At 34.1% G+C, this 22,862-nt stretch carries 20 protein-coding genes; 9 read left to right on the top strand and 11 right to left on the bottom strand.

The window, feature by feature from the left end; genetic code table 11:
* Genes GJV77_RS08980 through GJV77_RS08970 form a run of 3 tightly spaced genes read right to left on the bottom strand, consistent with a single transcriptional unit; the run spans nucleotide 1 to nucleotide 2,703 of the window.
* Nucleotides 1-1,107, bottom strand: a complete 1,107-nt coding sequence (locus GJV77_RS08980; protein ID WP_155036033.1) for a glycosyltransferase family 4 protein — start codon at nucleotides 1,105-1,107, stop codon at nucleotides 1-3.
* On the bottom strand, nucleotides 1,104-1,874 hold the full coding sequence (locus GJV77_RS08975; RefSeq protein ID WP_155036032.1) for a glycosyltransferase family 2 protein: 771 nt from the start codon (nucleotides 1,872-1,874) through the stop codon (nucleotides 1,104-1,106). Before GJV77_RS08975 ends, GJV77_RS08980 begins: the two co-directional genes overlap by 4 nt.
* Before the next feature lie 13 nt (nucleotides 1,875-1,887).
* A complete protein-coding gene (locus GJV77_RS08970; protein ID WP_155036031.1) occupies nucleotides 1,888-2,703 on the bottom strand; it encodes a 2,3,4,5-tetrahydropyridine-2,6-dicarboxylate N-succinyltransferase in 816 nt (271 codons plus the stop codon).
* A 523-nt stretch (nucleotides 2,704-3,226) separates the two neighbouring features.
* On the opposite strand from GJV77_RS08970, the gene GJV77_RS08965 reads away from it, so the two are divergent.
* Together GJV77_RS08965 and GJV77_RS08960 are read left to right on the top strand one after the other, a co-directional pair.
* Nucleotides 3,227-3,427 carry a hypothetical protein gene (locus GJV77_RS08965; protein ID WP_155036030.1) on the top strand — a complete coding sequence of 67 codons (201 nt, stop codon included), beginning with the start codon at nucleotides 3,227-3,229 and terminating at the stop codon, nucleotides 3,425-3,427.
* Nucleotides 3,428-3,673: 246 nt separating this feature from the next.
* Nucleotides 3,674-3,874, top strand: a complete 201-nt coding sequence (locus GJV77_RS08960) for a hypothetical protein (protein WP_155036029.1) — start codon at nucleotides 3,674-3,676, stop codon at nucleotides 3,872-3,874.
* 48 nt (nucleotides 3,875-3,922) lie between these two features.
* On the opposite strand, the gene GJV77_RS08955 is transcribed toward GJV77_RS08960, so the two are convergent.
* Both GJV77_RS08955 and dinB read right to left on the bottom strand, forming a co-directional pair.
* Nucleotides 3,923-6,946 carry a DNA polymerase III subunit alpha gene (locus GJV77_RS08955; protein ID WP_155036028.1) on the bottom strand — a complete coding sequence of 1,008 codons (3,024 nt, stop codon included), beginning with the start codon at nucleotides 6,944-6,946 and terminating at the stop codon, nucleotides 3,923-3,925.
* Between the two features lie 21 nt (nucleotides 6,947-6,967).
* Complete coding sequence (dinB, locus tag GJV77_RS08950) at nucleotides 6,968-8,143, bottom strand: DNA polymerase IV (RefSeq protein WP_155036027.1); 1,176 nt, start codon at nucleotides 8,141-8,143, stop codon at nucleotides 6,968-6,970.
* Between the two features lie 82 nt (nucleotides 8,144-8,225).
* On the opposite strand from dinB, the gene GJV77_RS08945 reads away from it, so the two are divergent.
* Nucleotides 8,226-8,999 carry an XRE family transcriptional regulator gene (locus GJV77_RS08945; RefSeq protein WP_155036026.1) on the top strand — a complete coding sequence of 258 codons (774 nt, stop codon included), beginning with the start codon at nucleotides 8,226-8,228 and terminating at the stop codon, nucleotides 8,997-8,999.
* Between the two features lie 198 nt (nucleotides 9,000-9,197).
* Here the strand turns inward: GJV77_RS08945 and GJV77_RS08940 are convergent, their stop codons facing one another.
* On the bottom strand, nucleotides 9,198-10,262 hold the full coding sequence (locus tag GJV77_RS08940) for a 2,3-butanediol dehydrogenase (protein ID WP_155036025.1): 1,065 nt from the start codon (nucleotides 10,260-10,262) through the stop codon (nucleotides 9,198-9,200).
* Between the two features lie 303 nt (nucleotides 10,263-10,565).
* Here GJV77_RS08940 and GJV77_RS08935 point away from each other — a divergent pair, with 303 nt between their 5' ends.
* The 3 genes from GJV77_RS08935 (at nucleotide 10,566) to GJV77_RS08925 (ending at nucleotide 12,960) form a co-directional block, all read left to right on the top strand.
* Entirely contained in the window at nucleotides 10,566-10,856 is a 291-nt protein-coding gene (locus tag GJV77_RS08935; protein WP_155036024.1) for a hypothetical protein, read from the top strand.
* A 722-nt stretch (nucleotides 10,857-11,578) separates the two neighbouring features.
* On the top strand, nucleotides 11,579-12,421 hold the full coding sequence (locus GJV77_RS08930; RefSeq protein ID WP_155036023.1) for a PfkB family carbohydrate kinase: 843 nt from the start codon (nucleotides 11,579-11,581) through the stop codon (nucleotides 12,419-12,421).
* An 86-nt stretch (nucleotides 12,422-12,507) separates the two neighbouring features.
* Nucleotides 12,508-12,960: a PaaI family thioesterase gene (locus tag GJV77_RS08925; RefSeq protein ID WP_155036022.1), complete on the top strand. Its 453-nt coding sequence runs from the start codon at nucleotides 12,508-12,510 to the stop codon at nucleotides 12,958-12,960.
* A 59-nt stretch (nucleotides 12,961-13,019) separates the two neighbouring features.
* On the opposite strand, the gene GJV77_RS08920 is transcribed toward GJV77_RS08925, so the two are convergent.
* Both GJV77_RS08920 and GJV77_RS08915 read right to left on the bottom strand, forming a co-directional pair.
* The gene (locus tag GJV77_RS08920; RefSeq protein ID WP_162521599.1) at nucleotides 13,020-14,390 is read right to left on the bottom strand and encodes a Gfo/Idh/MocA family protein; all 1,371 of its coding nucleotides are present in this window, start codon (nucleotides 14,388-14,390) and stop codon (nucleotides 13,020-13,022) included.
* A gap of 124 nt (nucleotides 14,391-14,514) precedes the next feature.
* Nucleotides 14,515-15,714, bottom strand: coding sequence for a pyridoxal phosphate-dependent aminotransferase (locus tag GJV77_RS08915; protein WP_155036020.1), 1,200 nt, complete (start codon nucleotides 15,712-15,714; stop codon nucleotides 14,515-14,517).
* Nucleotides 15,715-15,919: 205 nt separating this feature from the next.
* On the opposite strand from GJV77_RS08915, the gene ccsA reads away from it, so the two are divergent.
* Complete coding sequence (ccsA, locus tag GJV77_RS08910) at nucleotides 15,920-19,105, top strand: cytochrome c biogenesis protein CcsA (RefSeq protein WP_155036019.1); 3,186 nt, start codon at nucleotides 15,920-15,922, stop codon at nucleotides 19,103-19,105.
* A 308-nt stretch (nucleotides 19,106-19,413) separates the two neighbouring features.
* Here the strand turns inward: ccsA and GJV77_RS08905 are convergent, their stop codons facing one another.
* A complete protein-coding gene (locus tag GJV77_RS08905; protein WP_155036018.1) occupies nucleotides 19,414-20,139 on the bottom strand; it encodes a ZIP family transporter in 726 nt (241 codons plus the stop codon).
* 3 nt (nucleotides 20,140-20,142) lie between these two features.
* A complete protein-coding gene (locus GJV77_RS08900) occupies nucleotides 20,143-20,874 on the bottom strand; it encodes a class I SAM-dependent DNA methyltransferase (RefSeq protein ID WP_155036017.1) in 732 nt (243 codons plus the stop codon).
* Nucleotides 20,875-20,983: 109 nt separating this feature from the next.
* Here GJV77_RS08900 and GJV77_RS08895 point away from each other — a divergent pair, with 109 nt between their 5' ends.
* Complete coding sequence (locus GJV77_RS08895) at nucleotides 20,984-22,126, top strand: THUMP domain-containing class I SAM-dependent RNA methyltransferase (protein WP_162521598.1); 1,143 nt, start codon at nucleotides 20,984-20,986, stop codon at nucleotides 22,124-22,126.
* A 7-nt stretch (nucleotides 22,127-22,133) separates the two neighbouring features.
* Nucleotides 22,134-22,367, top strand: a complete 234-nt coding sequence (locus GJV77_RS08890) for a hypothetical protein (RefSeq protein WP_155036015.1) — start codon at nucleotides 22,134-22,136, stop codon at nucleotides 22,365-22,367.
* A gap of 37 nt (nucleotides 22,368-22,404) precedes the next feature.
* Here the strand turns inward: GJV77_RS08890 and GJV77_RS08885 are convergent, their stop codons facing one another.
* A complete protein-coding gene (locus GJV77_RS08885; protein ID WP_155036014.1) occupies nucleotides 22,405-22,809 on the bottom strand; it encodes a hypothetical protein in 405 nt (134 codons plus the stop codon).
* Nucleotides 22,810-22,862: the final 53 nt, after the last annotated feature.

Raw genomic sequence — 22,862 nt, 5'->3', positions numbered from 1 at the left:
TTAAAGTAGTTTTTTGTATAAGTTATTCCAATGTTCTGCTATTTCTCTATCATTAAATTTTTGGGCAAATGCTTTACCTCGTTCTGCCATTTGTAATCTCATTAATTTGTCATTTAATAGTTTACTAATAGCTAGGTTAATTTGTTCAGTATCTTGTTCATCAATATATATGCTATCAGGGCCACCAGCTTCAGGAAACACACCAGAGTTTGTCGTAATGACAGGAGTACCCGAATATAAGGCTTCTATAATAGGGATACCAAAACCCTCAAAGATAGAAGGATAAGCAAATATTGTAGCTAACTGGTAGATATGAGCTAATTCTTCTAATGACACCCCTTGAAGGAATATAACTTTATCTTCGATATGATTGGCTTTGATGTATTGTTCTATTGATATTGTATAATCAGTTTTACGACCGATAAGAACTAGTGTTGTGTCAATATCTTTAACTGCTTTGACAAGGTTAAAAGCGTTTTTTCTTTCTTCGATAGTACCAACATTTAACACAAACTCTTTTGGAAGTTTAAACTTCAGACGGGTCTGCTCTAATTTCTCAATTGTATATTGTTCTTTAAACGCTTGAGCACAACCTTGATAGATAACTTGTATCTTTTCGGGTTGTACGTTTAGGTATTGAACAATATCTGCTTTTGTTTGTTCACTGATAGCTACGATAGCATCTGCATGCTCGACTGCGTATTTAAATTTTTTAAAGTGTGCTTTTCTATCCCACTTGGAATATAAGTGTGGATAGCGTTCGAAGATGAGATCGTGAATAGTGACTACTTTTTTAATTTTAGTCGGTAGGCCTATAGGTATTTCTCCGGATAGACCGTGATAGATATCCAATTGCTTAGTTGTCGGGTTTTTTGCTATACCATAGGTTCTCCAAATAAAGTGAAGTTTTTTCATTAACCCTTTAGGCGTGATAACTTTAAAATTGTGATTATCTGAGAAAAAAGGTATAGCTTTTGGCTTAGGGTTATATAAGATATAATCGTTGTTTGGATAATACTTTTTTATAATACGAACTAGATCACGGCTGTAATTACCTAGGCCAGTATTGTTGTGAAATAATCGCTTAGCGTCAAAACCAATCTTCATATTTTATTTTTTCGTTGTAGTTCTATGATTTTTATATACTTTAAAAAAGTAGAATATGCAGCCATAGAACAGATTACAAAACCATTTAAACCATCTAAGAAGCCTTTTTTAATAAAATAGTTTTTAAAAAACTTCCAAAATGGGTTGATAACTATTTTGATTACAGGAATTTTTTTGTCTTTGTACTTGACAAAATTAGTAGCGGCTAATGTTGTATACCGATCATTTTTAGAATGATGTTCACTATAGCTATCATAAGCCCAATGTAGTAAGTCTCCTTTTAAATGTTTGGTCTGACTAACATCTTGAAACTTGATCGTCTCATGTAAATTTGTAGGACTATACCATCTACCTCTATTTTTATTGAACAAACGTGTTTTTGTCCCAGGATACCAATTTGAATGTCTGATCCATTGTCCACAATAGTTGTTTAAAATATTAAAACTATATCCTTCATATTTATCAATAGTTGGTTTAATATGAAGGATTTGTTGTTTTAATTCATCACTAAGAGCTTCGTCTGCATCTAATGAAAGGATGTAATCAAATAGTGCTTGATCATTAGCAAAGTTCTTTTGATCGGTATATCCTATGAAAGCATGTTCGATAACACGGGCATTGTATTTTTGGGCTATTTCTACTGTTTTGTCTGTGGAAAAAGAATCAATAACAACGATTTCATCGACTACTCCTTGTAAGGATTGTAAGCATTGCTCAATATACTGTTCTTCATTAAAAGCAATTATAACTCCTGAGATTTTATTCATAATAGATAGATCCTTATACAGCTACATTATATTCTCTAAGAGCATCGTTTAGAGATGTTTTAAGATCTGTAGATGGTTTTCTTTGACCGATGATTAAGGCACATGGCACTTGAAATTCACCAGCAGGGAATTTCTTAGTGTATGAACCAGGGATAACAACAGAGCGCTCAGGAACATATCCTTTTATTTCTTTAGGAGTATCTCCTGTTACATCAATAATTTTTGTAGAAGCAGTAAGTACTACATTAGCACCCAATACAGCTTCTTTACCAACGCGTACACCTTCTACTACGATACAACGCGATCCGATGAATGCATTGTCTTCGATAATTACAGGAGCAGCTTGTAGTGGTTCTAATACACCTCCAATACCTACCCCACCAGATAAGTGAACATTTTTACCGATTTGTGCACATGATCCTACAGTAGCCCATGTATCTACCATTGTTCCTTCATCTACATAAGCACCGATATTCACATAAGAAGGCATAAGGATAACACCTGATGAAATATATGCACCATGACGAGCCACAGCATTAGGTACTACTCTGATACCTTTTTCTGCATAGTTCTTTTTTAGCGGCATCTTATCGTGGTATTCAAATATACCTGCTTCTAAGGTTTCCATTTTTTGGATAGGGAAGTATAGCACCACTGCTTTCTTTACCCACTCGTTAACTTGCCATCCATCATTTAAAGGTTCTGCTACGCGTAGTTTTCCTGTGTCAATTAGTTCAATTACTTCACGAATAGTATTTTGTGTATCTTGATTTTGTAGTAATGATCGATCATTCCATGCCTGCTCGATTACTTGTTGTAAATTGTTCATAACGGAGTTTATCTAATTTTTTATTATTGATTTGATTCTAAAGCATCTCTTGCACAAGATTTCTAACTTAGAACTTTAGTAGAAAGAGAGAAATAGGATTGTGTTTAGAGAATATGTGAAGCAAATATAGTGATATTTTCTTAGGGGACTTGCGGTCTGAAAAGCATATTCTGCTGTGTATTTATGTTTGTTTTCTTGATAGGACTTCTTGTTGTTGTGACTTGTTTTTTTGAAAAGTGTATTCTATTGACGATAAAAATGTGTTTTGTTAAAGTAGTTATGAGCTTTAGAGTTAAAAGGTGTTTTTTTAATTTATTTGAATAAGAATTTAAGAACTCTATCGTTTTATGTAAAGTTGCTTGATTTATTCAAGGTTTTGTTATTCGAGGATTTTATTTATTGAAGATAATTTATAGCTACTTTTATTGAGGTTGCTAAAATTGTATTAAAGTTTGAATGATAATTTATTATTAGTTGTAAAAAGGAGTATATTTACTCAAGTAGTAAAGAAAAAAGTGTTATTATGAAAACAAGAGCAATGTTCGATTACACTCGCTTAGTTTTAGAAAACGTAAGTTTCGATCCTAAATTATTTTATAAAGAATTAAGTAAAGCGATCAATTATTTATTACCATACGATGTTGAACAGCTTTCTAAATGGGTAAATGGCTATGTAAAGAATAAGCCAGAATTACATGATTCATTAAATTTGTTAAATGCATAAATAAAAAAGCACTTCGAGAGAAGTGCTTTTATTTTTTTAGAATGATCGTGTAAGCATTTATTGGTAATTAAAATTAACTATAGATTAAGCTAACGTTACTTTTAGTTAGTTTAGTATGTACTATTGGTGTTAAAATTATAAATAATAGGTATCTTATTAAATAATTATTAATTCATCTAAAGGGGTTTTAGTATTATTTGTCTAATGATTACTTTTATCATAGAAAAAAACAGAAAAACTATAGAAATGAAATCGCTTAATATGTTTGAATTTGCTAGAACAATTTTAGAAAACGTAAGTTTTGATCCAGCATTGTTTTACAAAGAACTACAAAAAGCTATTAAACAATTACTCCCTTATGATGTAGATCAATTGGTTAGTTGGGTATCTTGTTACGTTAAAGAAAAGCCGGAGTTACAAGGATCTTTAATACTGATTGAAATATAATATTATAGAGGCATTCCTTTTTTTAGGAATGCTTTATTGGCTTAGTTTTTATCGGATATTAAATTTGCGACGATGTTGTGGGATTTTTAGTTTGTTTTTGCTGTTTATGTCAGTTTGACTTGGTGTATGTTGTTCTTTGTAGTAATAGCGTGGGTCACTGATATAAGGGAGCTTTGCCATTTTAGATATTTGAATGCTAGGTACTTCATATTCGATAGTAACAATGCCTAATAAGAGATAGCAACCATTTCCTAAAAAAGGATAGGAAGCCAAGCTGTCGGGGAAGTGTACGGTGTCAAAGTAGTCGCCATTAGTGTCAATCCAAGTACCAAAGTACATTCTTCCTCTACTTGTAGAAACAGGCTTGGTTGTGATAAGATAGGCGAGCATTCGCACAGTTTGTTTATTTTGATTAAGTAAGTCTTTTACAAAAACCTCGCCTCTGAATTTTGTTTTTAATAAATCAAATGGGCTACACGAAATACAATATCCTAGCAATTCTATTTCATCAAATGCGTCTTCATAGGCTGAACGGGACAATGTAGGAAATTGATATTCTTGTATAGGTTCTTGTATTAGGGTAGGAGTTTTGTATGGTTTGTGATGAACAAGTAGTAGTTGCGCTTGAATTAGTAATTCGTTTTTTTGCTTGCCAAGACATTGAAAAGCTCCTATAAATATTAGTTTCTGTAAGGAGTCTATACCAATTGTTATTCTATTGATAAAGTTAGCGATAGAAGTGTATTGTCCTTGTTTATTTCTTTCGGTTATAATCGTTGTTATTAATTCTTGTGATAAGCCTAACATAAACTTAAAGCCTAAATAGATGGTGTGATCCATAAGCGTAGAGTCAAGATTACTATTGTTTATACAAGGAGGGAGTACTGTTGCTCCAGCTCTTTTGGCTTCATGTATATAGATTTCAGTTTGGTAAAACCCACCTTGGTTATTAATTACTGCAGTAATGAACTCTAATGGGAAGTGTACTTTAAGGTAAAGACTTTGATAGCTTTCAATAGCGTATGAAGCTGAGTGAGCTTTACAGAAAGAGTAGCCTGCAAATGATTCGATCTGTCTATAGATTTCTTCACTAAGTGCTTTAGGGTGTCCTCTTTGTTGACAGTGAATAAAGAAACTATTTTTCACATTGTCTAGTACTGTTTTGGATCTAGTTTTACCACTCATTGCTCTGCGTAAAATATCGCCATCAGCGGCGGGTAAACCACCATAGTGTAGAGCAACCTTGATGACATCTTCTTGATAGACCATAATGCCATAAGTCTCGCTTAATTGTTCTTGAAAGACAGGGTGAAAGTAGTTGAATTGGTCGGGATTATTATGACGAAATATATACTCTTGCATCATCCCACTTTGTGCTACTCCAGGGCGTATAATAGATGAAGCAGCAACTAGTGTTTTGTAAGTGTTGCATTTCAGTTTACGCAATAACCCACGCATGGCAGGACTTTCTATATAAAAGCAACCAATGGTATTTCCATTTTTTAGAAAGTGATTGCAATTGGGTTCATCTTTAGATAGAGGAATGTGACGTATATCAACCGTTATCCCTTTGTTTTGATGAATAAGTTGGACTGCGTCATTGATATGACCTATTCCCCTTTGGCTTAAAATATCAAATTTATCATAACCAATCATTTCTGCTGTATGCATATCGAATTGTGCCACGCCATATCCTTTTGGTGGATAATCGAGTGTGGTAATTTGTGTGATTGGTTCCTCAGAGATCAGTATTCCGCAAGGGTGCATAGTGCGTTGATTAGGAAAACCTTCTAACACTTGACCGTATTGGTGAATAAGATGGGTAATATTATCTTTGTTTTGTTGTTCAATAGGTTTACGTGTTAGTTCATCAAGTTCTTGTTTAGGAAGTCCATATACTTTACCAATTTCTCTTATGATTGATCGATATTTAAAGGTAGATATTGCTCCACAAAATGCTACATAATCACTACCGTATTTATTGAAAATATAGTCAAGTATACAGTTGCGTTCTTTCCATGACCAATCGATATCAAAGTCAGGTGGTGATTTTCGGTTCTCATTTAAGAAACGTTCAAAATATAAATCTAATTCCAAAGGACAAACATTGGTTATTCCTAGACAATACCCCACTATGCTATTGGCTCCACTTCCTCTTCCAATATGCATAAATCCTTGAGAATTGCTGTATTGTATAATATCCCATGTGATGAGAAAATACCCTGAAAAATTAAGTTGTTCAATGACTGCTAGTTCTTTGTCTATGCGTTTAAGAACTTCGGTGTTGTCAGTTCCATAAATTGATAGCATGCCTTGATAGGCTAATTCTCGCAACAGTTTCATATCAGTTCGTTTGTCTGTTGTGTAGTGTCGCTTATTTCTTGGCTTAGTAAAGGTAAACGCATAACTACACTCAGCAAGTATATGCTGCGTATTTTCCAATATAATGGGGTAATTAGCAAAATAGTCTGACAAGGTAGATTCTGCGATAAAGGTGTCATTTGCACAAGCCATATCACTAGGACTTAGTTTTGACAGAATTGTATTTAGGTCAATAGCACGTAATATTTTGTGTAGCTCATATTCTTGAAGGGTACTATGGTTTATGGTTTGTAATACTACCATTTTCTGAGTTAGCATAGACCATTTACTTTGATATAGTAGATTGGTTTGTGTAGGATGAATACCAATAAATTCTTTTGCTTTTAATTGCTTAGGAGCATTGGCTAATGGATAAATGACTAGGCAATTCAGAAAATCAGGAGCTATAAGAGGGAGGGGTTCTTCGCTTTTGTTGTGACTTGTTCTGAATTCATTTATTTCAGTTATCCCTAGTTCATTTTTAGCCAATACAATATAGCGAAGCTCATTTTGTTCGCGAAGTTCCATACCAATAACAGGGATGATATTAGCTTGCCTGCATAGCTTGACAAAATCATAGATACCATATAGGGTATTGATATCTGTTAGAGCTAAGGATTTTACCTTGTACTGAGAAGCAAGTGCCACTAAGCGTTTTAGTGATAGTGTACCATAGCGCAAGCTATAAAAGGAATGACAGTTGAGATACATTAGGATAAGAGATGAGAACAATTATTTATTTGTATTTGATGCTTTTGTTTTGTGTTTTAAAGTTGCGGAAGCACATCTAGTTATGGTATGTATACCATATTTCTTTTTAATTTGATCAAGAACGTGATATAGAGTCATTAATTCTTGTGTGTCTTCAAATAGGTTTATTTGATAATTTCCATGTACTAATCCGCTAAATTGTATACCTATGAGTCGGATGCGCATCCGTCTTTGGTATAATTTGTCAAATAGCTCATAGATGATTTGATTTAGTATATGGTCAGCGGCACTATAGGGGATTCTTTGTTGTTTAGTTTCTGTGTCGAAGTTTGCATATCGTATCTTTACGGTAACAGTAGAGGTAAGCCATTGTTCGGATCGCAGCTGAAAAGCAAGCTTTTCAACCATTCCGAGTAATAGAGATTTAATAAATGAAATGTCAATAGTATCTTCTTCGAAGGTGTGTTCTGTAGATATGGATTTTCGCTCTCTATAGGGTTCTACAGGAGTAAGGTCTATTCCATTTGCTTTTTTCCAAAGATCAACACCAGTCTTTCCCAGTATCTGTTGTAAGATTTGGATTGGCATTTGAGATAGTGTTTGTATGTTGCGAATACCAATCCTTGACAAGGTGGTATAAGTAACTTGTCCAAGCATTGGGATTTTTTGTATTGATAGTGGGTTGAGGAAAGACTGTACATCAGCAGTAGGGATGTATAGAGTCCCAAGTGGCTTGGCTTCTCCAGTACCTATTTTTGATACAGTTTTGTTGATTGATAAAGCATAACTCAAAGGGAGTCCTGATTCTTTTTTAACTTTATTAATTAGTTCACTTGTCCACTTGTAAGTACCAAAAAAACGATCCATTCCAGTAAGGTCTAAATAGAATTCATCGATACTTGCTTTTTCGACGATAGGAGCTTCTGCAGTTATAATATCCGTTATTAAGTGAGACATTTTAGAATATAACTGCATATCGCCTTTAATAACTAATGCTTGCGGGCATAGCTTCGTAGCCATGTGTATAGGCATAGCTGATCGTACACCGAAATATCGTGCTTCATAAGAGCAACTTGAGACAACACCTCTATCTCCACCACCGATAATTATGGGAAGACCGTTTAGAGAAGAATTTACTAGGCGCTCACAAGAAACAAAAAATGTATCTAGGTCCAAATGTGCAATAGCTCTTTCCATGAGAATACAAATAAATTTATTTGACTAAATTACTATGTATGTTAGCAAAGTTTAGTATATTTGATGCTATAAATAGTAGCAAATGTCATTTTTATCAGATAATATTCGATACCTCAGAGCACAAAAGAGTATGTCACAACAGAAAGTGGCTGACGAATTGGTTATTACACGTGCTCGTTATTCTAAGTATGAAGAAGGTGCTTCTGAACCGCCTTTAGAAGTTTTGTTGCGTATTTCTCGTTTTTTTCACGTCAGTGTTGATTTGATGATTTCAGTTGATTTACGCAAAGTTCCTATGCAAGAACTACTTAAATTAGAAGACAACCGTATTTTATTGCCTATAATGGTTGATTCAACGACGGGTAATAATTTTATAGAAATTATTCCACATAAAGCTCGCGCAGGGTATTTGACAGGGTATGCGGATCCTGAGTTTATTCAAAATCTGGAGCAAATATCACTTCCTTTTTTAAGAGAAGGGAAGTATAGAGCATTTCCTATTGAAGGAGATTCTATGCCTCCACATCAGGAAGGCTCTTTTGTGATAGGGGGATATCTAGAGCGTTTAGAAGATGTAAAGGATGGTAGAACTTATATTGTAATTACTGCGAATGAGGGCGTCGTTTATAAGCGTTTGTATCGAAAGGATAAAGAAACTTTTGAACTACACTCAGACAATACATTTTATGACCCTTATTTAGTAAAAGCGTATGATATTCTTGAAATATGGGAATATGCTTGTAGTATTGCTACTGAAGAGTTTATGCCTGAAGACCTCCAAGAGCCTGATGCTAAGGCAATGTTTAAGGAAATAAAGTATATGCTAAATGATTTAGCCAAGAAAGTGAAATCATAAACTAACAGTAGAGAAGACTATAAAGCGCTTAACAGGAAATAGTTAAAGGTATTTAGGAAAGAGCCACTGTTTCTATTAATGATTTATAACTATCTTAGAATCAATAAAAAAATGACTGTTTTTTTAAAACAGTCATTTTTTTGCGTAATGTGATATTTTAGCATGCACAAAAGTATAAAACTCTTTACTTTTAGTGATTTATCTATTGATTTCGATAAGAATTTTTACTTGTTCTGGATTGCTTACTAGGGCTTCAAAACCTTGCTCAACTATTTCGTTTAAGGCAATTTTCTTTGTAACTAATTTTTCGACTTGCATACGTCCAGAGTCAATTAGATTGATTACTTCAGGGAATATATTTCGGTAAGCGATAACTCCTTTTACTGTAATTTCTCTTAATACTTGATCAAGGGCATCGTGTTGTACTGGTTTGCCGAATAGAGCAACTAATACTGCGGTACCTCCGTTTCGAATAGAAGCAATTCCTGTATTATATGAAGCTTGAACCCCAGCACAATCTAAAAAGATATTAACTCCTAATCCGCTTGTTAATGCTTTGATTTTTTCTGGTAAGTTATCTTCCATAGCATTGAATACGTGTGTAGCTCCAATTTCTCTAGCTTTTTCTAATCTTTTTTCAGCGACATCAGTTACAATTACTGTTGATGCTCCTGCTGCTAGGGCTGCCTGAGCACAAAGTAAACCTATCGGTCCTGCTCCTGATACTAATACTGTTTGACCTACTTTTAATCCACTTTGCATCACCGCATAGACTGCTACTGCAGCAGGCTCTACAAGAGCTCCTTGCTCGAATGACATCGTATCTGGAATTTTGTGTACCATGTAGTCTTCCACAACCACATAGTTCGCAAATCCTCCATCACCTGTTAATCCAATGAAACCTAAGTGTTCGCCTAAATTATATTCACCAGAAGCGACAAATGGACTATCAAAGTTTTTGTAAATAGGTTCTACTACTACACGATCTCCTTTTTTTAGATGAGTAACTCCTTCGCCAATTTCTTCTATTATTCCTGAAAATTCATGTCCTAGAGTAGTAACTCCTTGATGTCCATTTAAAGGATATGGGGCGTCAAAGGGAATTAATTGAGGTCCGTGTACATATTCGTGTAAATCTGATCCACAGATTCCAGCATATTGGACAGCTATTTTTACTTGTCCTTTCTGAGTTGTAGGAATATTAATTTCTTCTACTCTTATATCTTTCGCTGCGTACCAACGAGCTGCTTTCATTGTAGTCATGGTGTAATTTTTAAGGTTCTATATCAAAGATATTTTAAATAGTTCAAAATGTGAATTTTTAAAAGTTAAAATAGTTTGAAAGAATAGTTGGTTTTTGTGATTGTTAATGATAAGAATAGGGTGGACTGCTATTCTTTTTTAAAAGGAGATATATAGGCTTTGTGTTAATAATATATTTAAAATAGACGTTTTGTAGATAATAAGGTGTATATTTAATTTTTAATCTAACTTTTTTCAGTTATTGTTTGTAAATAAGATAAGAGGAATTAGTAACAGAGGATAATCAATAAATTCTATTAGTTTATGCGTATTGCTTTATGGGTCTTTATCAGTTTTGTATTAGTGGGAAGTTTAGCGACCTTTATACCGTCAATTATGTCTCTAGGAGCTCCTAAAGTTAAAGATCAGACGAGCAAAGGGAAGATAAAAGCAATGAGTACAAAAATCTTTTTATATGCAGCTTTAGTATATCCAATAGTTTTCATTTTATCGTTATTTGTCAAACAATTCATGGATGTAGATATGCTGTATTTTCTCAGTACTTATGCTGGCTTATTAGTATTGATTTTTTGTATCTGGTTTTTTAGTGAGTAGATTGATTTTTTTAAATAAATGGAGTAGTAGTCTTGAAGTGTTTAGGGCTACTCTTTTGTTTGAATCTGGTCTGTGATTACTTTTAGATAACTACTTATCTGTGTTTTGTGTAAAACTTTTATTAGTGAAATTTAAGTGTATGTCGGTTAAATGTAATAATAGAAGATTAGTTGATATTTCTCTAGCGAAATAAATGATATCATTAAAAAAGACGGTATGTTACGCTTTATACTTTTCGAAAAGTTACTACTTTTTCTATTAAGTTAGTATTATACTGAATAAGGGAATATTATTTTTTTTAAAACAAGTACCTTGTTTTAGTTCATAGAGATTTCAAAATAGTAGTATTTGTTGCCAAGCTTGTGCTATGCGTGCAGTATACGTGCAGAATACTAGCCCAGAAGTAGGTTCTTGGCAAGCAAAGTGCACCAATACTGCACGCATAGTGCAAGAAAGCATGGAAAAAAAATGTCTGAAAGCAGGTTATCAGCTGCAATAACCTGATTAGTAAAAAAACAACAATACTAACTCAAGTATTAGATAACCTGATTTATAAGAGGATTACGAATATCTGTTTGATGTAAGAAGGGGGGGGATTAATATTTCCTGAGGAAATAATCTAGGACTACTCTTTTTACTTGAATCTGGTCTGTGATTACTTTTAGATAACTATTTATCTTTGCTTTGTGTAATACTTTTAGAAGTGAAATTTATAAAAAAAAATGAAAAACACTGATCTTCACGTTATTTCTATACAAAGTCAAGTTTCTACAGGATATGTTGGTAATAATATTGCTGGTTTCGCTATTCAACTTCATGGATTAAATCATGTAATGCTTCCTACAGTACTATTGTCTAGTCATACGGATAAACCTGTTTATTATGGAGAAATTGTAGATGTATCTCTATTTCGAAAACTGTGTAAAGGTATTGAAGAAATTGGTGTAGGGGAGCAGAGCAAATATGTAATTAGTGGATATATTAAGGGGCAAGAAGTAATAGAAGCAACAGCAGATTTTATTGGTCAACTGAAGCAAAGGAGTTTATTACAGTTTATATACGATCCTGTTTTTGGTGATACACGAACAGAAGGTTTGTATATACCAAGAGAAGATGCCATGTATTCTATAGAGATGTTACTGCCGTTATGTGATATATTAACTCCTAATCATTTTGAATTAGAGTTTATTACAAATACAACGATCAGTAATGAAGAGCAGTTGAAAGAGGCGATAGGAAAACATCCTATTTTGTGCAATAAAACCATTGTATTAACTACTGCGGAGCTAAGTGAGAATGTAAATCACCAAGTGGAGGTTGTGTTGATATGTAATGGTAAATTGACACATTATTATGCAGCTAATGTAGCGATAGAGGTTGTAGGCACAGGAGATTTATTTACAGGAATATTATCTTCTCAGTTATCTATTGGAAAAGATATTGGAGAGGCTATCCAAAAGGCAATGCAACTTATATCTTCGATTCTTCAGTATGTAAAAGATAATCAGTTGACAGAAATGAATGCGGCAGCCATTATGTCATCTTATTCTTTGTTAACGGATTAGAAAAAGGGAGTTATCTTACTATTGAATTATTTGTATATTAATTTTGAATTGTCGATATTTAAATATTAGCCAATAAAGTTTAAAATATGAAAGCAATACAAGATTTGTATCCTGATAATCTAGCACATTGTTATGGTTGTGGAAAAAATAATTCTCAGGGACATCAGTTAAAGACGTATGTAGAAGGAGAAGAGACAGTCAGTAGGTTTACTCCTGACATGAAGTATACTGCTATCCCTGGAAGCGTGTATGGAGGGCTGATAGCTTCGCTATTAGATTGTCATGGTACAGCTTCAGCGGCAGCATTTGCATGTATTGCAGAAAAGATCGATTTGAATCAAGTTGACTTGCCTATCCGATGTGTAACAGCTAATCTTAATATTAATTTCAAAGCATTAACTCCACAGGGAGAAGAATTAGTAATTAGGGGGAAATTAAAAGCAATAGAGGGACGAAAGATAAGTGTAGATATGACCTTAACAGCTAAAGGTGTCGTTTGTGCGACAGGTGAAATACTTGCTATACGTTTGAAGGAATAATACAAAAGTCGGAGTTTTCTCAAATAGAAACTCCGACTTTTGTATATAAGGTTTAAGGGTTAGAAATCTTCATTAAGGCCAAAGATTGCTTTTCTGCTGTTGTATTTTCCTTTTGTAAAATCAGGCATTTCCTGAACCTGTCCATTCTCTGTAATTGATTTTTCGCTTAATGGAGTGATGGCGTACCAAGTAGCTAAGTCATATATATCGAATGGAAATTCAATATTCTGTTTGATACTTTCTACAAAGGCATTAATCATGAAGTAGTCCATTCCACCATGGCCAGCACCTTCAGCTTTAGCAGCGTTCTTCTTCCAGAGTGGGTGATCAAATTCAGTTAAGTAATCTTTTGAGTTAGCCCATTGATGAGAATGATTCATTTCTTTTTCGAAATAGATTAAACCTCTGTCAAAGCCTCCGGAACTAAACTCTTGCCAGATACCTTCTGTACCTTGTACTTTAAAACCTAAATTATAAGGACGTTGAAGAGAAGTGTCATGGGTCAATACAATTGTTTCTCCGTTTTCACATTTAAGTGTAGTCGTGACAATATCCCCTTGTTTGAATTGTACTTGAGCATTAGGGTGATCCTTACCTCCGTTGTCAATGATGTATTTGTTTAATCCACGAGCTTTTGATGCCATAGCAGTCAAGTGTGTAATGCGGTTACCTCTATTAATGTCAAACATTGCAGCTACAGGACCGATGCCGTGTGTGGGGTAGAGTTCTCCATTTCGATTGACGTAGTGATTGGTTCTCCACTTCGCTTCACTAAACCCTTTATCTCCAAATTCAACTCCACCGCCATAAGGTTGGACACCATCATTAAATAAAACATTGCGTAGGTCGTGTTGATAGCCACCAGTTGCGTGAATTAATTCACCAAACTTTCCTTTTTTGACCATGTTGAATACAGCCATAAGGTCTCTTCTGTAGCAGACGTTTTCTAGCATCATTAGTGGAACTTTGGTTTCTTCATAGATTTCTACATATTTCCAACATTCGTCTAAAGTCATAGCACCACATACTTCCATACCGACAATTTTACCTGCTTTCATAGCTTCCACTCCTTGTGTGAGGTGCCACTCCCATGGAGAAGAAATGATAACAGCATCGATATCCTTGCGTTCAAGTAATTGGCGGTAATCGTAATCGCCATTACTGTACACAACAGGTTGTTTTTTATTGTGTTTATCGACTATTTTTTGGGCTCTTTTTATCATTCGTTCATCTGGATCTGCCATTGCAATTACTTCTACATCATTGCGCTTTAATAGTTCGTCTAAATGAACTTGTCCTCGAAGCCCTACAGCTATCATTCCAATACGCACTTGTTTACTATTTTTATCAAAGGCGTATAGAGAGTTTGGTAAAATAAGAGCCCCTACTCCTGCAATAGTGGTGTTTTGCAGGAAGTTTCTACGATTAATATTCATTGATTTATTTGTTTTTTAAGTTAGGTTAGACTCAAAAATAATAGATTCAATTGAATAAAAAAAGGAAGTAATTGATATCAATTACTTCCTTTAATAGATGTGTTACTATAATAGGCAACTATTTTTCTACTTGCTGGTATGCTTTTAATGCTTCTTTTAAGATTTCTGCTGACTTAATTAAGTCATCTTTCTTTAGAACATAAGCCATACGAGCTTCGTTCATACCGACACCAGGTGTAGAGTAGAATCCAGCAGCAGGAGCAATCATTACAGTTTCACCATTTAGGTTATACTCTTCAAGTAACCACTTAGCAAAGTCATCTGCATTTTTTACAGGGAATTTGGCTACACAATAAAATGCTCCGTGAGGAACAGTTACTTGTACACCTTCGATTTGTTGTAGTGCATTAATGAATACATCTCTTCTTTCTTTGTATTCAGTAATTACTTCATCAAAGTAAGATTGAGGTGTGTCTAAAGCTGCTTCAGATGCGATTTGAGCAAATGTAGGAGGAGAAAGACGCGCTTGAGCGAACTTCATAGCAGCTTTCATTAAGTCTTTATTTTTAGACACGATACACCCGATACGAGCACCGCACATACTATAGCGTTTAGATACAGAGTCAATCATAATAGCGTTATTAGCTAGTTCGGGAATACTCATTACAGAAATGTGTTTGTATCCATCATAAGCAAATTCACGGTATACTTCATCAGCAATCAAAAACAAGTCGTGTTTTACAACTAACTCTGTAAGCTGTTTCATTTCTTGTTCGGAGTATAGGTACCCCGTTGGGTTACCTGGATTACAGATAAGAATAGCCTTTGTTTTAGGAGTGATTAATTTTTCAAACTCACTAATTGCAGGTAATGCAAATCCGTTGTCTATTGTAGACATTACAGGAACTATATTTACACCATTAGAAGTGCTGAATCCATTGTAGTTAGCGTAGAATGGCTCAGGAATAATAATTTCGTCATGTGGGTCTAATGTACTACCTAATGCAAATAGTAAGGCTTCAGAACCACCTGTAGTGATAATGATGTCATCAGCGTTAACATCTAAGCTGTGACCTTGGTAGTATTTTGCTAACTTGTTTCTATAGCTTTCAAAACCAGCAGAATGGCTGTATTCTAAAACCTCAATATTAGCGTCTTTTACAGCTTGCAACGCACCGTGAGGAGTTTTAATGTCTGGTTGACCAATATTTAAGTGATAAACATGATGACCTTTACTCTTTGCTTTTTCAGCAAATGGAACCAATTTGCGAATTGGTGACTCAGGCATACTAATCCCTTTTTGAGAAATTTTTGGCATAATTTATATATTTTAATCTTTAATAATTGATTAAATCTTGCGATGTATTAAAGCAGCAATAATCAATCGGGTAGTGTACTGCAAATGTATATTTTTTTAGGAATATTCCATCTGAAAAACATTCCTAAATAATAAGTTAAATATACTGAATTAGTGGGGTTTTTGGTTATTTTTGTTGAATTGTAAAACAACGTATTAACAACTCATGGACAAAAAAATACTTTCTTTTTTTTCTTCTACACGGTTAATGGCAGTTCTTTTTATTGTGTACGCGGTTGCGTTAGCATTGGGAACTTTTATTGAGGACCGTTACAACACCACAACAGCACGCATATTGATTTACAACACCAAATGGTTTGAATTCATTATGTTTTTCTTCTTAGTTAACTTTATTGGTAATATTAAAAAGTATCGTCTTTTTACAAAAGAAAAATGGGCAACACTTTTGCTTCACGCTTCTTTTATATTGATTTTATTAGGTGCTTTTGTTACGCGATATATTAGTTTTGAAGGTATGATGCCAATCCGTGAAGGAGAGACAGCAGATCAGATTTTATCTGATAAAACCTTTTTAACTGTGATGGCAGATGGGGAATATGAAGGAGAAATTCGACGTAGAACTTATGAGAAGCCATTATTGTTCTCACAAGTGACAGATAATCACTTTAAACTAAAAAAAGAATTTAATGATATTCCTTTTGAAATAGAGTATAAAGAATTCATTATGGGGGCTACTGAAGCTATTCAGGAAGATCCAAACGGAATAAACTTATTGAAATTAGTTGAGTCTGGTGATGGTGAGCGTCACGAACATTATCTGAAAGAGGGAGAGGTTGCAAGTATACACAACGTATTATTTGCTTATAACAAACCAACTGAAGGGGCTATTAATATAATCGAGGAGGATGGAGAGTTCTTTATGGAGTCACCATTTGGAGGAGATTATACTGTTATGGCTACGCAGACAAAAGGAGATGTGAATGCTTACGAACGTCAGCCACTTAACTTTAGATCCCTTTATGTAATGGCAGGTACTCAGTTTGTATTGCCAGATATGCCAATCAAAGGTAAAATTATTTTAGCATCTGACGGGGATTTCAAAAGTAGAGTGAATACAGATGCTTTGACGGTAACTGTACGTACGCAAGGAAAAGAGGAGGTGCTTACATTGATGGGGAAAGCAGGACGTATTGGTGAACCACAATCAATTAAGATTGGAGACTTAGAGTTTACTTTAATGTATGGTAGTAAAGGTTATACGACACCATTCCAAGTGAAGTTAAACGACTTTATCGCTGAGAAATATCCAGGAACAGAGCGCAGTTATTCGTCTTTTGAAAGTCAAGTTACTGTAATTGATGGAGCAGAGTCATTTGACGCTAGAATTTATATGAATAATATTCTAGATTATAGAGGGTATCGCTTTTTCCAAGCAGAATTTGATAGAGATGAAAAAGGAACTATTTTATCTGTGAACCACGACTTTTGGGGTACATGGATTACATATATCGGGTACTTCTTATTGTATGTAGCGATGTTAGCTATTTTGTTTGATAAGAATACACGTTTTTACGATTTACGAATGAAATTAGATAAAGTTAGAGCGAAGAAGGCATCTATGTTAACGATCTTGATGTTGTTATTATCATCAATTAGTTTTGCTCAAGACGGACATAACCACAGTGCGAATCCATCAAACAAGCCACCACAGGCTATGATAGATTCATTAATTCAAGCGACTGCTGTAAACCCTGAACACGCTGCTAAGTTTGGTACATTGGTGATTCAGGATTACGGAGGACGTATGAAACCGATTAATACTTTCGCTTCTGAATTGGTGCGTAAAGTGTATAAAAAAGAAAAATATAAAGGGCTGACTCCTGATCAGGTATTCTTATCAATGACTCAGTTTACGGTGGCTCAACAAATGCAAGGCGCTCCTAATTTTTGGTACTATGCAGATATCATTACGCTTCCTAGAGGGAATGATGAATTAACAAATGTATTAGGTTTAGAAAAAGGGACAAAGCATGCTTGTTTGTTAGATTTCTTTGATGATGCAGGAAATTATAAATTAGCAAAACAAGTTGACGATGCTAACCACGCTACAATTAAGAATAAGTTTCAAACTGATTATTTGGATTTAGATGGTAAATTAGCTTTATTAAATGCTGCTTTTACCACTGGTATTTTAACTGTATTTCCTGTTCCTGGACATGAAAATGATAAATGGATTTCTCCATTGGAGCTAAACGAATCTGATATTAAAGGAATGGATTCGTTATTTACTAAAAGTATTTTACCACGTATGTATGTACCTGCTTTGTTTGGTGCAAAAGAAACAGGAGATTATACAAAAGCTAATGAGTATTTAGATCACTTAAAAACTTATCAATCTCAGTATGGTAAACAAGTAATACCATCAGAGAAGAAGATTGAGTTTGAGATCATGTATAATAAATATGATATCTTCAAAACATTGTATAGTTACTATATGTTAGGGGCTATTGTGATGTTTATGTTTATTATAGCTAATATTATTCGTCCATCTAAAATAAGTAGATGGGTAGCTAAAGCAGGTGGTTGGTTTACATTATTGTTATTCTCAATTCACACGATTGGTTTAGGCGTACGTTGGTATGTATCAGGACACGCTCCTTGGAGTGATGCTTATGAGTCAGTAATTTACGTAGCATGGGCAACAGCTTTATTTGGATTGTATTTCGGTAGAAAATCGGAGTTAACAGTTGCATCTACGGCTTTCGTTACAGGTATGGTCTTATGGGGTGCTCACTTGAACTATATGGATCCGGCGATTGCTAATTTACAACCAGTATTAAATTCATATTGGTTAATTATCCACGTAGCAGTTATTGTAGCTAGTTATGGACCGTTTACCTTAGGTATGATGTTGGGTATTGTGACTTTGATATTGATGATTCTAACAAATAGCAAGAATAAGAAGAAAATGGACTTGAATATTAAAGAGCTTACTTATATTAATGAGATGGCGCTTACTGTAGGTCTAGTTTTACTTACTATTGGTAACTTCTTAGGAGGTCAATGGGCTAATGAGAGCTGGGGACGTTATTGGGGATGGGATCCGAAAGAGACATGGGCCTTAATCAGTATTATGGTTTATGCATTCGTTATCCATGCTCGATTAGTACCGTCTATGCGTGGTACATGGATTTATAACGTATTTAGTGTATTGGCATACTATTCAATTATGATGACTTATTTTGGTGTAAACTTTTATTTAAGTGGATTACATTCATATGCATCAGGTGATAAGGTAATCACTCCGACAATTGTTTGGTGGTCTGTAGGTTTTGTATTTGTTTTGAGTACATTGTCTTACATTCAGTACAAACGACATTTAAAGAAATAATCGTTCGTTATAAACAAACGATTTACTTATAATATAAAAGCTTCAAGAGTTTCTCTTGGAGCTTTTTGCTTTTTATACTGAATACTCTTTGTTGTCAATTACTACCTATGTGGTAACATTCATAGAGAAGGTATTAGAAGGAAGAGATAAACTAGTACTTTAGATAGTAATAATATATCAGTGGTCTTATCTTGTAGAAAAGCAATATTTAAAGTGAAGAATGTATTTTGTAACGATAGCTGAGTTATAGTCATACAAAAAGCGCTCTATTACAGCTGTAATAGAGCGCTTTTTGTATGTTATTTTTACTACATAAAATAAGTAGCAACTACCCCAAGTATAATGGCTATAAGTTTATTGATATTGAATTTGTGATCTTCATTGCTTTCAAAAATAATTGTAGAGGAAATATGGAATAATATCCCAACAACAACTGCAGAAATTTCTGCATAGTATTCTGTCAAGAAGTCTATCTTACCAGATAGTAATGTCCCTAACGGAGTCATGGCTGCAAATATGAACATAAAGAATACAATAAGTTTCTTGCTCATCTTTCCGTTGATGAAAAAAGCAGTAAGGATAATAGCAATAGGTAAGTGGTGTATGGCAATTCCCCAAGCTAATTCTGTATGTTGACTAACAGGCATTCCTTCAAACAACGCATGAATACAAAGACTTATAAATAATAGCCAAGGTATTTTATCTAGTTTTTCATGGCCGTGTACATGGCCATGCTCTGCTCCTTTAGAAAAGTACTCCAAAATAATCTGGAATATAATCCCGATCATAATGAAAAAGCCAATTGCTAACTCACCTCCATGTGTATGTCCATGAGCGTGCTCCCCATGGTCATGTGTATGAGCATCCATTGTTAAAGCATATACATCTGGAAGTAAATGTGTAACGGTAAGAGTTAGTAAAAACGAACCACTAAACGCCATTAGCAATTTTAGTTGCTTTTTGTTTTTAGGTTGTACTAATACTGCAATTAAATACCCAATAACGACAGCGAAAAAAGGAACAATATAAACCATAGGCTACTTAAATATCATGATTAGTCGATCTGATTCTTTCTTATAAAACTTTCTTAATTTGTAATCTCCAAAAACATCTAGGAGATAAATATCATTATCATTCATCATTTTTTCAAAGTCTTCTAGACGAAGAGCTTTTACTTTTTCAGTGTAATCGTGTTGTTGCCCATCTGCTTGGAACTGTATATTCTTAACTATAAAACCATTCTCATATTTTCGTTTTATATTGAATGTAATTCCGTCTACATTTTTTGTTTCTTCAGCAACAAGGTTATCAATTACCTTGTCTACATTCATAAAGTCAACAACTGCTAGCCCATATTCATTAAGACTGTTGTGGATAGCTTTTAAGGCTTTTGCATTATCTGCTTCATCTGCAAAGTAACCAAAACTTGTAAACAGGTTTAATATGGCATCATATTTCTCTGTTAGCTCTTCACGCATATCGTGTACTTCAAAATGAAGCGTGTCATTTTCGTATTTCTTAGCAGTATTAATGCTGTTTTCAGATAGGTCAACTCCTGTTACATTATAGCCTAATTGATTCAAATAGATAGAGTGACGGCCTTTGCCACAAGCTAAGTCTAATACTTTAGCATTTTCTGATAAGTTTAAATAATGTGAAAGATTATCAATTAACAATTGAGCTTCTTCATAATCTCTATCTTTATATAAAGTGTGGTAATATTCAGTGTCGAACCATGAAGCGTACCAAGCCTTACTCTCTTTAGACATAGTTTTAGTTTAATAATTTTTATTAGCCTACAAATTTACTTTATTTTTGTGGATTAATTAGAGTAAACAATTTATTCCTAAATATAAATTCGAGATGGGAAATTTTAAAATGATCGCGAAAACTTTCTTCGGTTTTGAAGAAACTTTAGCAAAAGAACTGCAGTTATTGGGAGCAATGAATGTACAGCAAGGTGTCAGAATGGTAAGCTTTGTAGGTGATAAAGGATTTATGTATAAAGCGAATTTAGCTTTGCGTACAGCTTTAAAGGTCTTAAAACCAATAAAACAATTTGCAGTATACAATGAGGCGAATTTATATAAAGGTATTCAAAGTATTGATTGGAGTGAGTATTTGGGCGTAAATCAATCATTTGTCATAGATGCAACGGTATTTTCTGATCACTTTAATAATTCTTTATTTGTCTCTTTAAAGTCTAAAGATGCTATCGTTGACCAGTTTAGAAATAAGCATGGAAAGCGTCCTAATATTGATAAGGATTTTCCAGATTTACGTATTAATATTCATATTCAAAAAGATATGTGTAGTGTTTCGTTAGATTCTTCAGGGGCATCATTACATCATAGAGGATACAGAACGGCAACAAATATTGCACCAATTAATGAAGTTTTAGCGGCAGGTATGTTATTAATGTCAGGTTGGGAAGGACGCACTGATTTTATTGATCCGATGTGTGGTTCAGGTACTTTATTGACAGAAGCTGCTATGATTGCTTGTAATATTCCAGCTAATATTAATAGAAAAGAATTTGCTTTTGAACGTTGGAATGATTGGGATGCTGATTTATATGATAAGATTGAAGAGTCATTGTTAAAAAAAGTAAAGGAATTTCACTATACCATTAAAGGTTTTGACAAGGCTCCTTCGGCTGTAATGAAAGCTAGGGATAATGTTAGAAATGCTAACTTAGAGGATTATATCGATATTCAAGAGGCTAATTTCTTTGATACTAAGAAAGAGACAGAAGGACCTTTGCACATGGTATTTAATCCGCCTTATGGTGAACGTTTAGATATTAATCTAGAGCGTTTTTATAGAGAAATTGGTGATACTTTAAAGCAAGGGTATCCAGGTACTGAGGCTTGGTTTATTACTGGTAATGTTGAGGCTCTAAAATATGTTGGGTTAAGACCGTCTAGAAAGATAAAACTATTCAATGGTAAGCTGGAATCTCGCTTTGTAAAATACGAGTTATATGAAGGTAGTAAAAAAGGGAAGTATATAACTAAATAAATCTGATATGGGGGTAGGTACAAAAACAATGCTATTGCAATTCGTTAGTTTTGCTATATTATTTCTATTAGCAAGAGTAGGATTAGCTTATTTTACAAGCTTAGATGGAATATGGTTGCCAATTGTGAGTGCTGTCGTAGCAACTGTATTGGCTCCGCAATTCAAGGTGTTTAAGACAGATGAAGGGGATAAGATATGTATGCGTTGGATATTCTTGAAGAATGTGAAAATATTAAATTAAACCAAAATGCCGAATAGATTACTATTCGGCATTTTGTTTATTTATTTGGTTGATAAGTTGTCATTCGAATGTTGAATTTACCATCAACAAAGATTACATCTCCTGATGCAGCTGATTGTGGAATACTGAATTCTACGAATGTTTTATCTACATGGTAGATAGTAGCTTTTACCGTTTCATAAGATGGATCGGGTAGGGGAATAGATCGCGTCGTTTTCTCACCTGTTTCTATAGCCTTACTAAAGAGTATTTGGTATTGGTCTATCTTTTCTGGTTCCAAGTTTTTTCCTGTAGCAATGACTGTAGCTCCAGGTGCTTTGTCATTGATGTTTAATGCATTAAATTCAATCTTAGATTGTTCTGTTGGCCCATTGTTGTCATCGGATGAGCAACTTGTTAAAGTTAATCCTCCTAGTAAAAATAATACTATTAATTTTTTCATATTTTATAAGAATTAGTTCGTGAATTCAAGTTATAAATGCAACATTAGTCATT

Source organism: Myroides pelagicus (genome assembly GCF_009711055.1).
Classification (GTDB): Bacteria; Bacteroidota; Bacteroidia; order Flavobacteriales; family Flavobacteriaceae; genus Flavobacterium; species Flavobacterium pelagicum.
Note: the sequence above shows the minus strand (reverse complement) of the source record. Positions and strands in the feature narration are given on the sequence as shown.

Coding starts and splice junctions, on each gene's coding strand:
- GJV77_RS08980 (WP_155036033.1), bottom strand. CDS start 1,107: ATGAAGATTGGTTTTGACGCTAAGCGATTATTTCACAACAATACTGGC.
- GJV77_RS08975 (WP_155036032.1), bottom strand. CDS start 1,874: ATGAATAAAATCTCAGGAGTTATAATTGCTTTTAATGAAGAACAGTAT.
- GJV77_RS08970 (WP_155036031.1), bottom strand. CDS start 2,703: ATGAACAATTTACAACAAGTAATCGAGCAGGCATGGAATGATCGATCA.
- GJV77_RS08965 (WP_155036030.1), top strand. CDS start 3,227: ATGAAAACAAGAGCAATGTTCGATTACACTCGCTTAGTTTTAGAAAAC.
- GJV77_RS08960 (WP_155036029.1), top strand. CDS start 3,674: ATGAAATCGCTTAATATGTTTGAATTTGCTAGAACAATTTTAGAAAAC.
- GJV77_RS08955 (WP_155036028.1), bottom strand. CDS start 6,946: ATGTATCTCAACTGTCATTCCTTTTATAGCTTGCGCTATGGTACACTA.
- dinB (WP_155036027.1), bottom strand. CDS start 8,143: ATGGAAAGAGCTATTGCACATTTGGACCTAGATACATTTTTTGTTTCT.
- GJV77_RS08945 (WP_155036026.1), top strand. CDS start 8,226: ATGTCATTTTTATCAGATAATATTCGATACCTCAGAGCACAAAAGAGT.
- GJV77_RS08940 (WP_155036025.1), bottom strand. CDS start 10,262: ATGACTACAATGAAAGCAGCTCGTTGGTACGCAGCGAAAGATATAAGA.
- GJV77_RS08935 (WP_155036024.1), top strand. CDS start 10,566: ATGCGTATTGCTTTATGGGTCTTTATCAGTTTTGTATTAGTGGGAAGT.
- GJV77_RS08930 (WP_155036023.1), top strand. CDS start 11,579: ATGAAAAACACTGATCTTCACGTTATTTCTATACAAAGTCAAGTTTCT.
- GJV77_RS08925 (WP_155036022.1), top strand. CDS start 12,508: ATGAAAGCAATACAAGATTTGTATCCTGATAATCTAGCACATTGTTAT.
- GJV77_RS08915 (WP_155036020.1), bottom strand. CDS start 15,714: ATGCCAAAAATTTCTCAAAAAGGGATTAGTATGCCTGAGTCACCAATT.
- ccsA (WP_155036019.1), top strand. CDS start 15,920: ATGGACAAAAAAATACTTTCTTTTTTTTCTTCTACACGGTTAATGGCA.
- GJV77_RS08905 (WP_155036018.1), bottom strand. CDS start 20,139: ATGGTTTATATTGTTCCTTTTTTCGCTGTCGTTATTGGGTATTTAATT.
- GJV77_RS08900 (WP_155036017.1), bottom strand. CDS start 20,874: ATGTCTAAAGAGAGTAAGGCTTGGTACGCTTCATGGTTCGACACTGAA.
- GJV77_RS08895 (WP_162521598.1), top strand. CDS start 20,984: ATGATCGCGAAAACTTTCTTCGGTTTTGAAGAAACTTTAGCAAAAGAA.
- GJV77_RS08890 (WP_155036015.1), top strand. CDS start 22,134: ATGGGGGTAGGTACAAAAACAATGCTATTGCAATTCGTTAGTTTTGCT.
- GJV77_RS08885 (WP_155036014.1), bottom strand. CDS start 22,809: ATGAAAAAATTAATAGTATTATTTTTACTAGGAGGATTAACTTTAACA.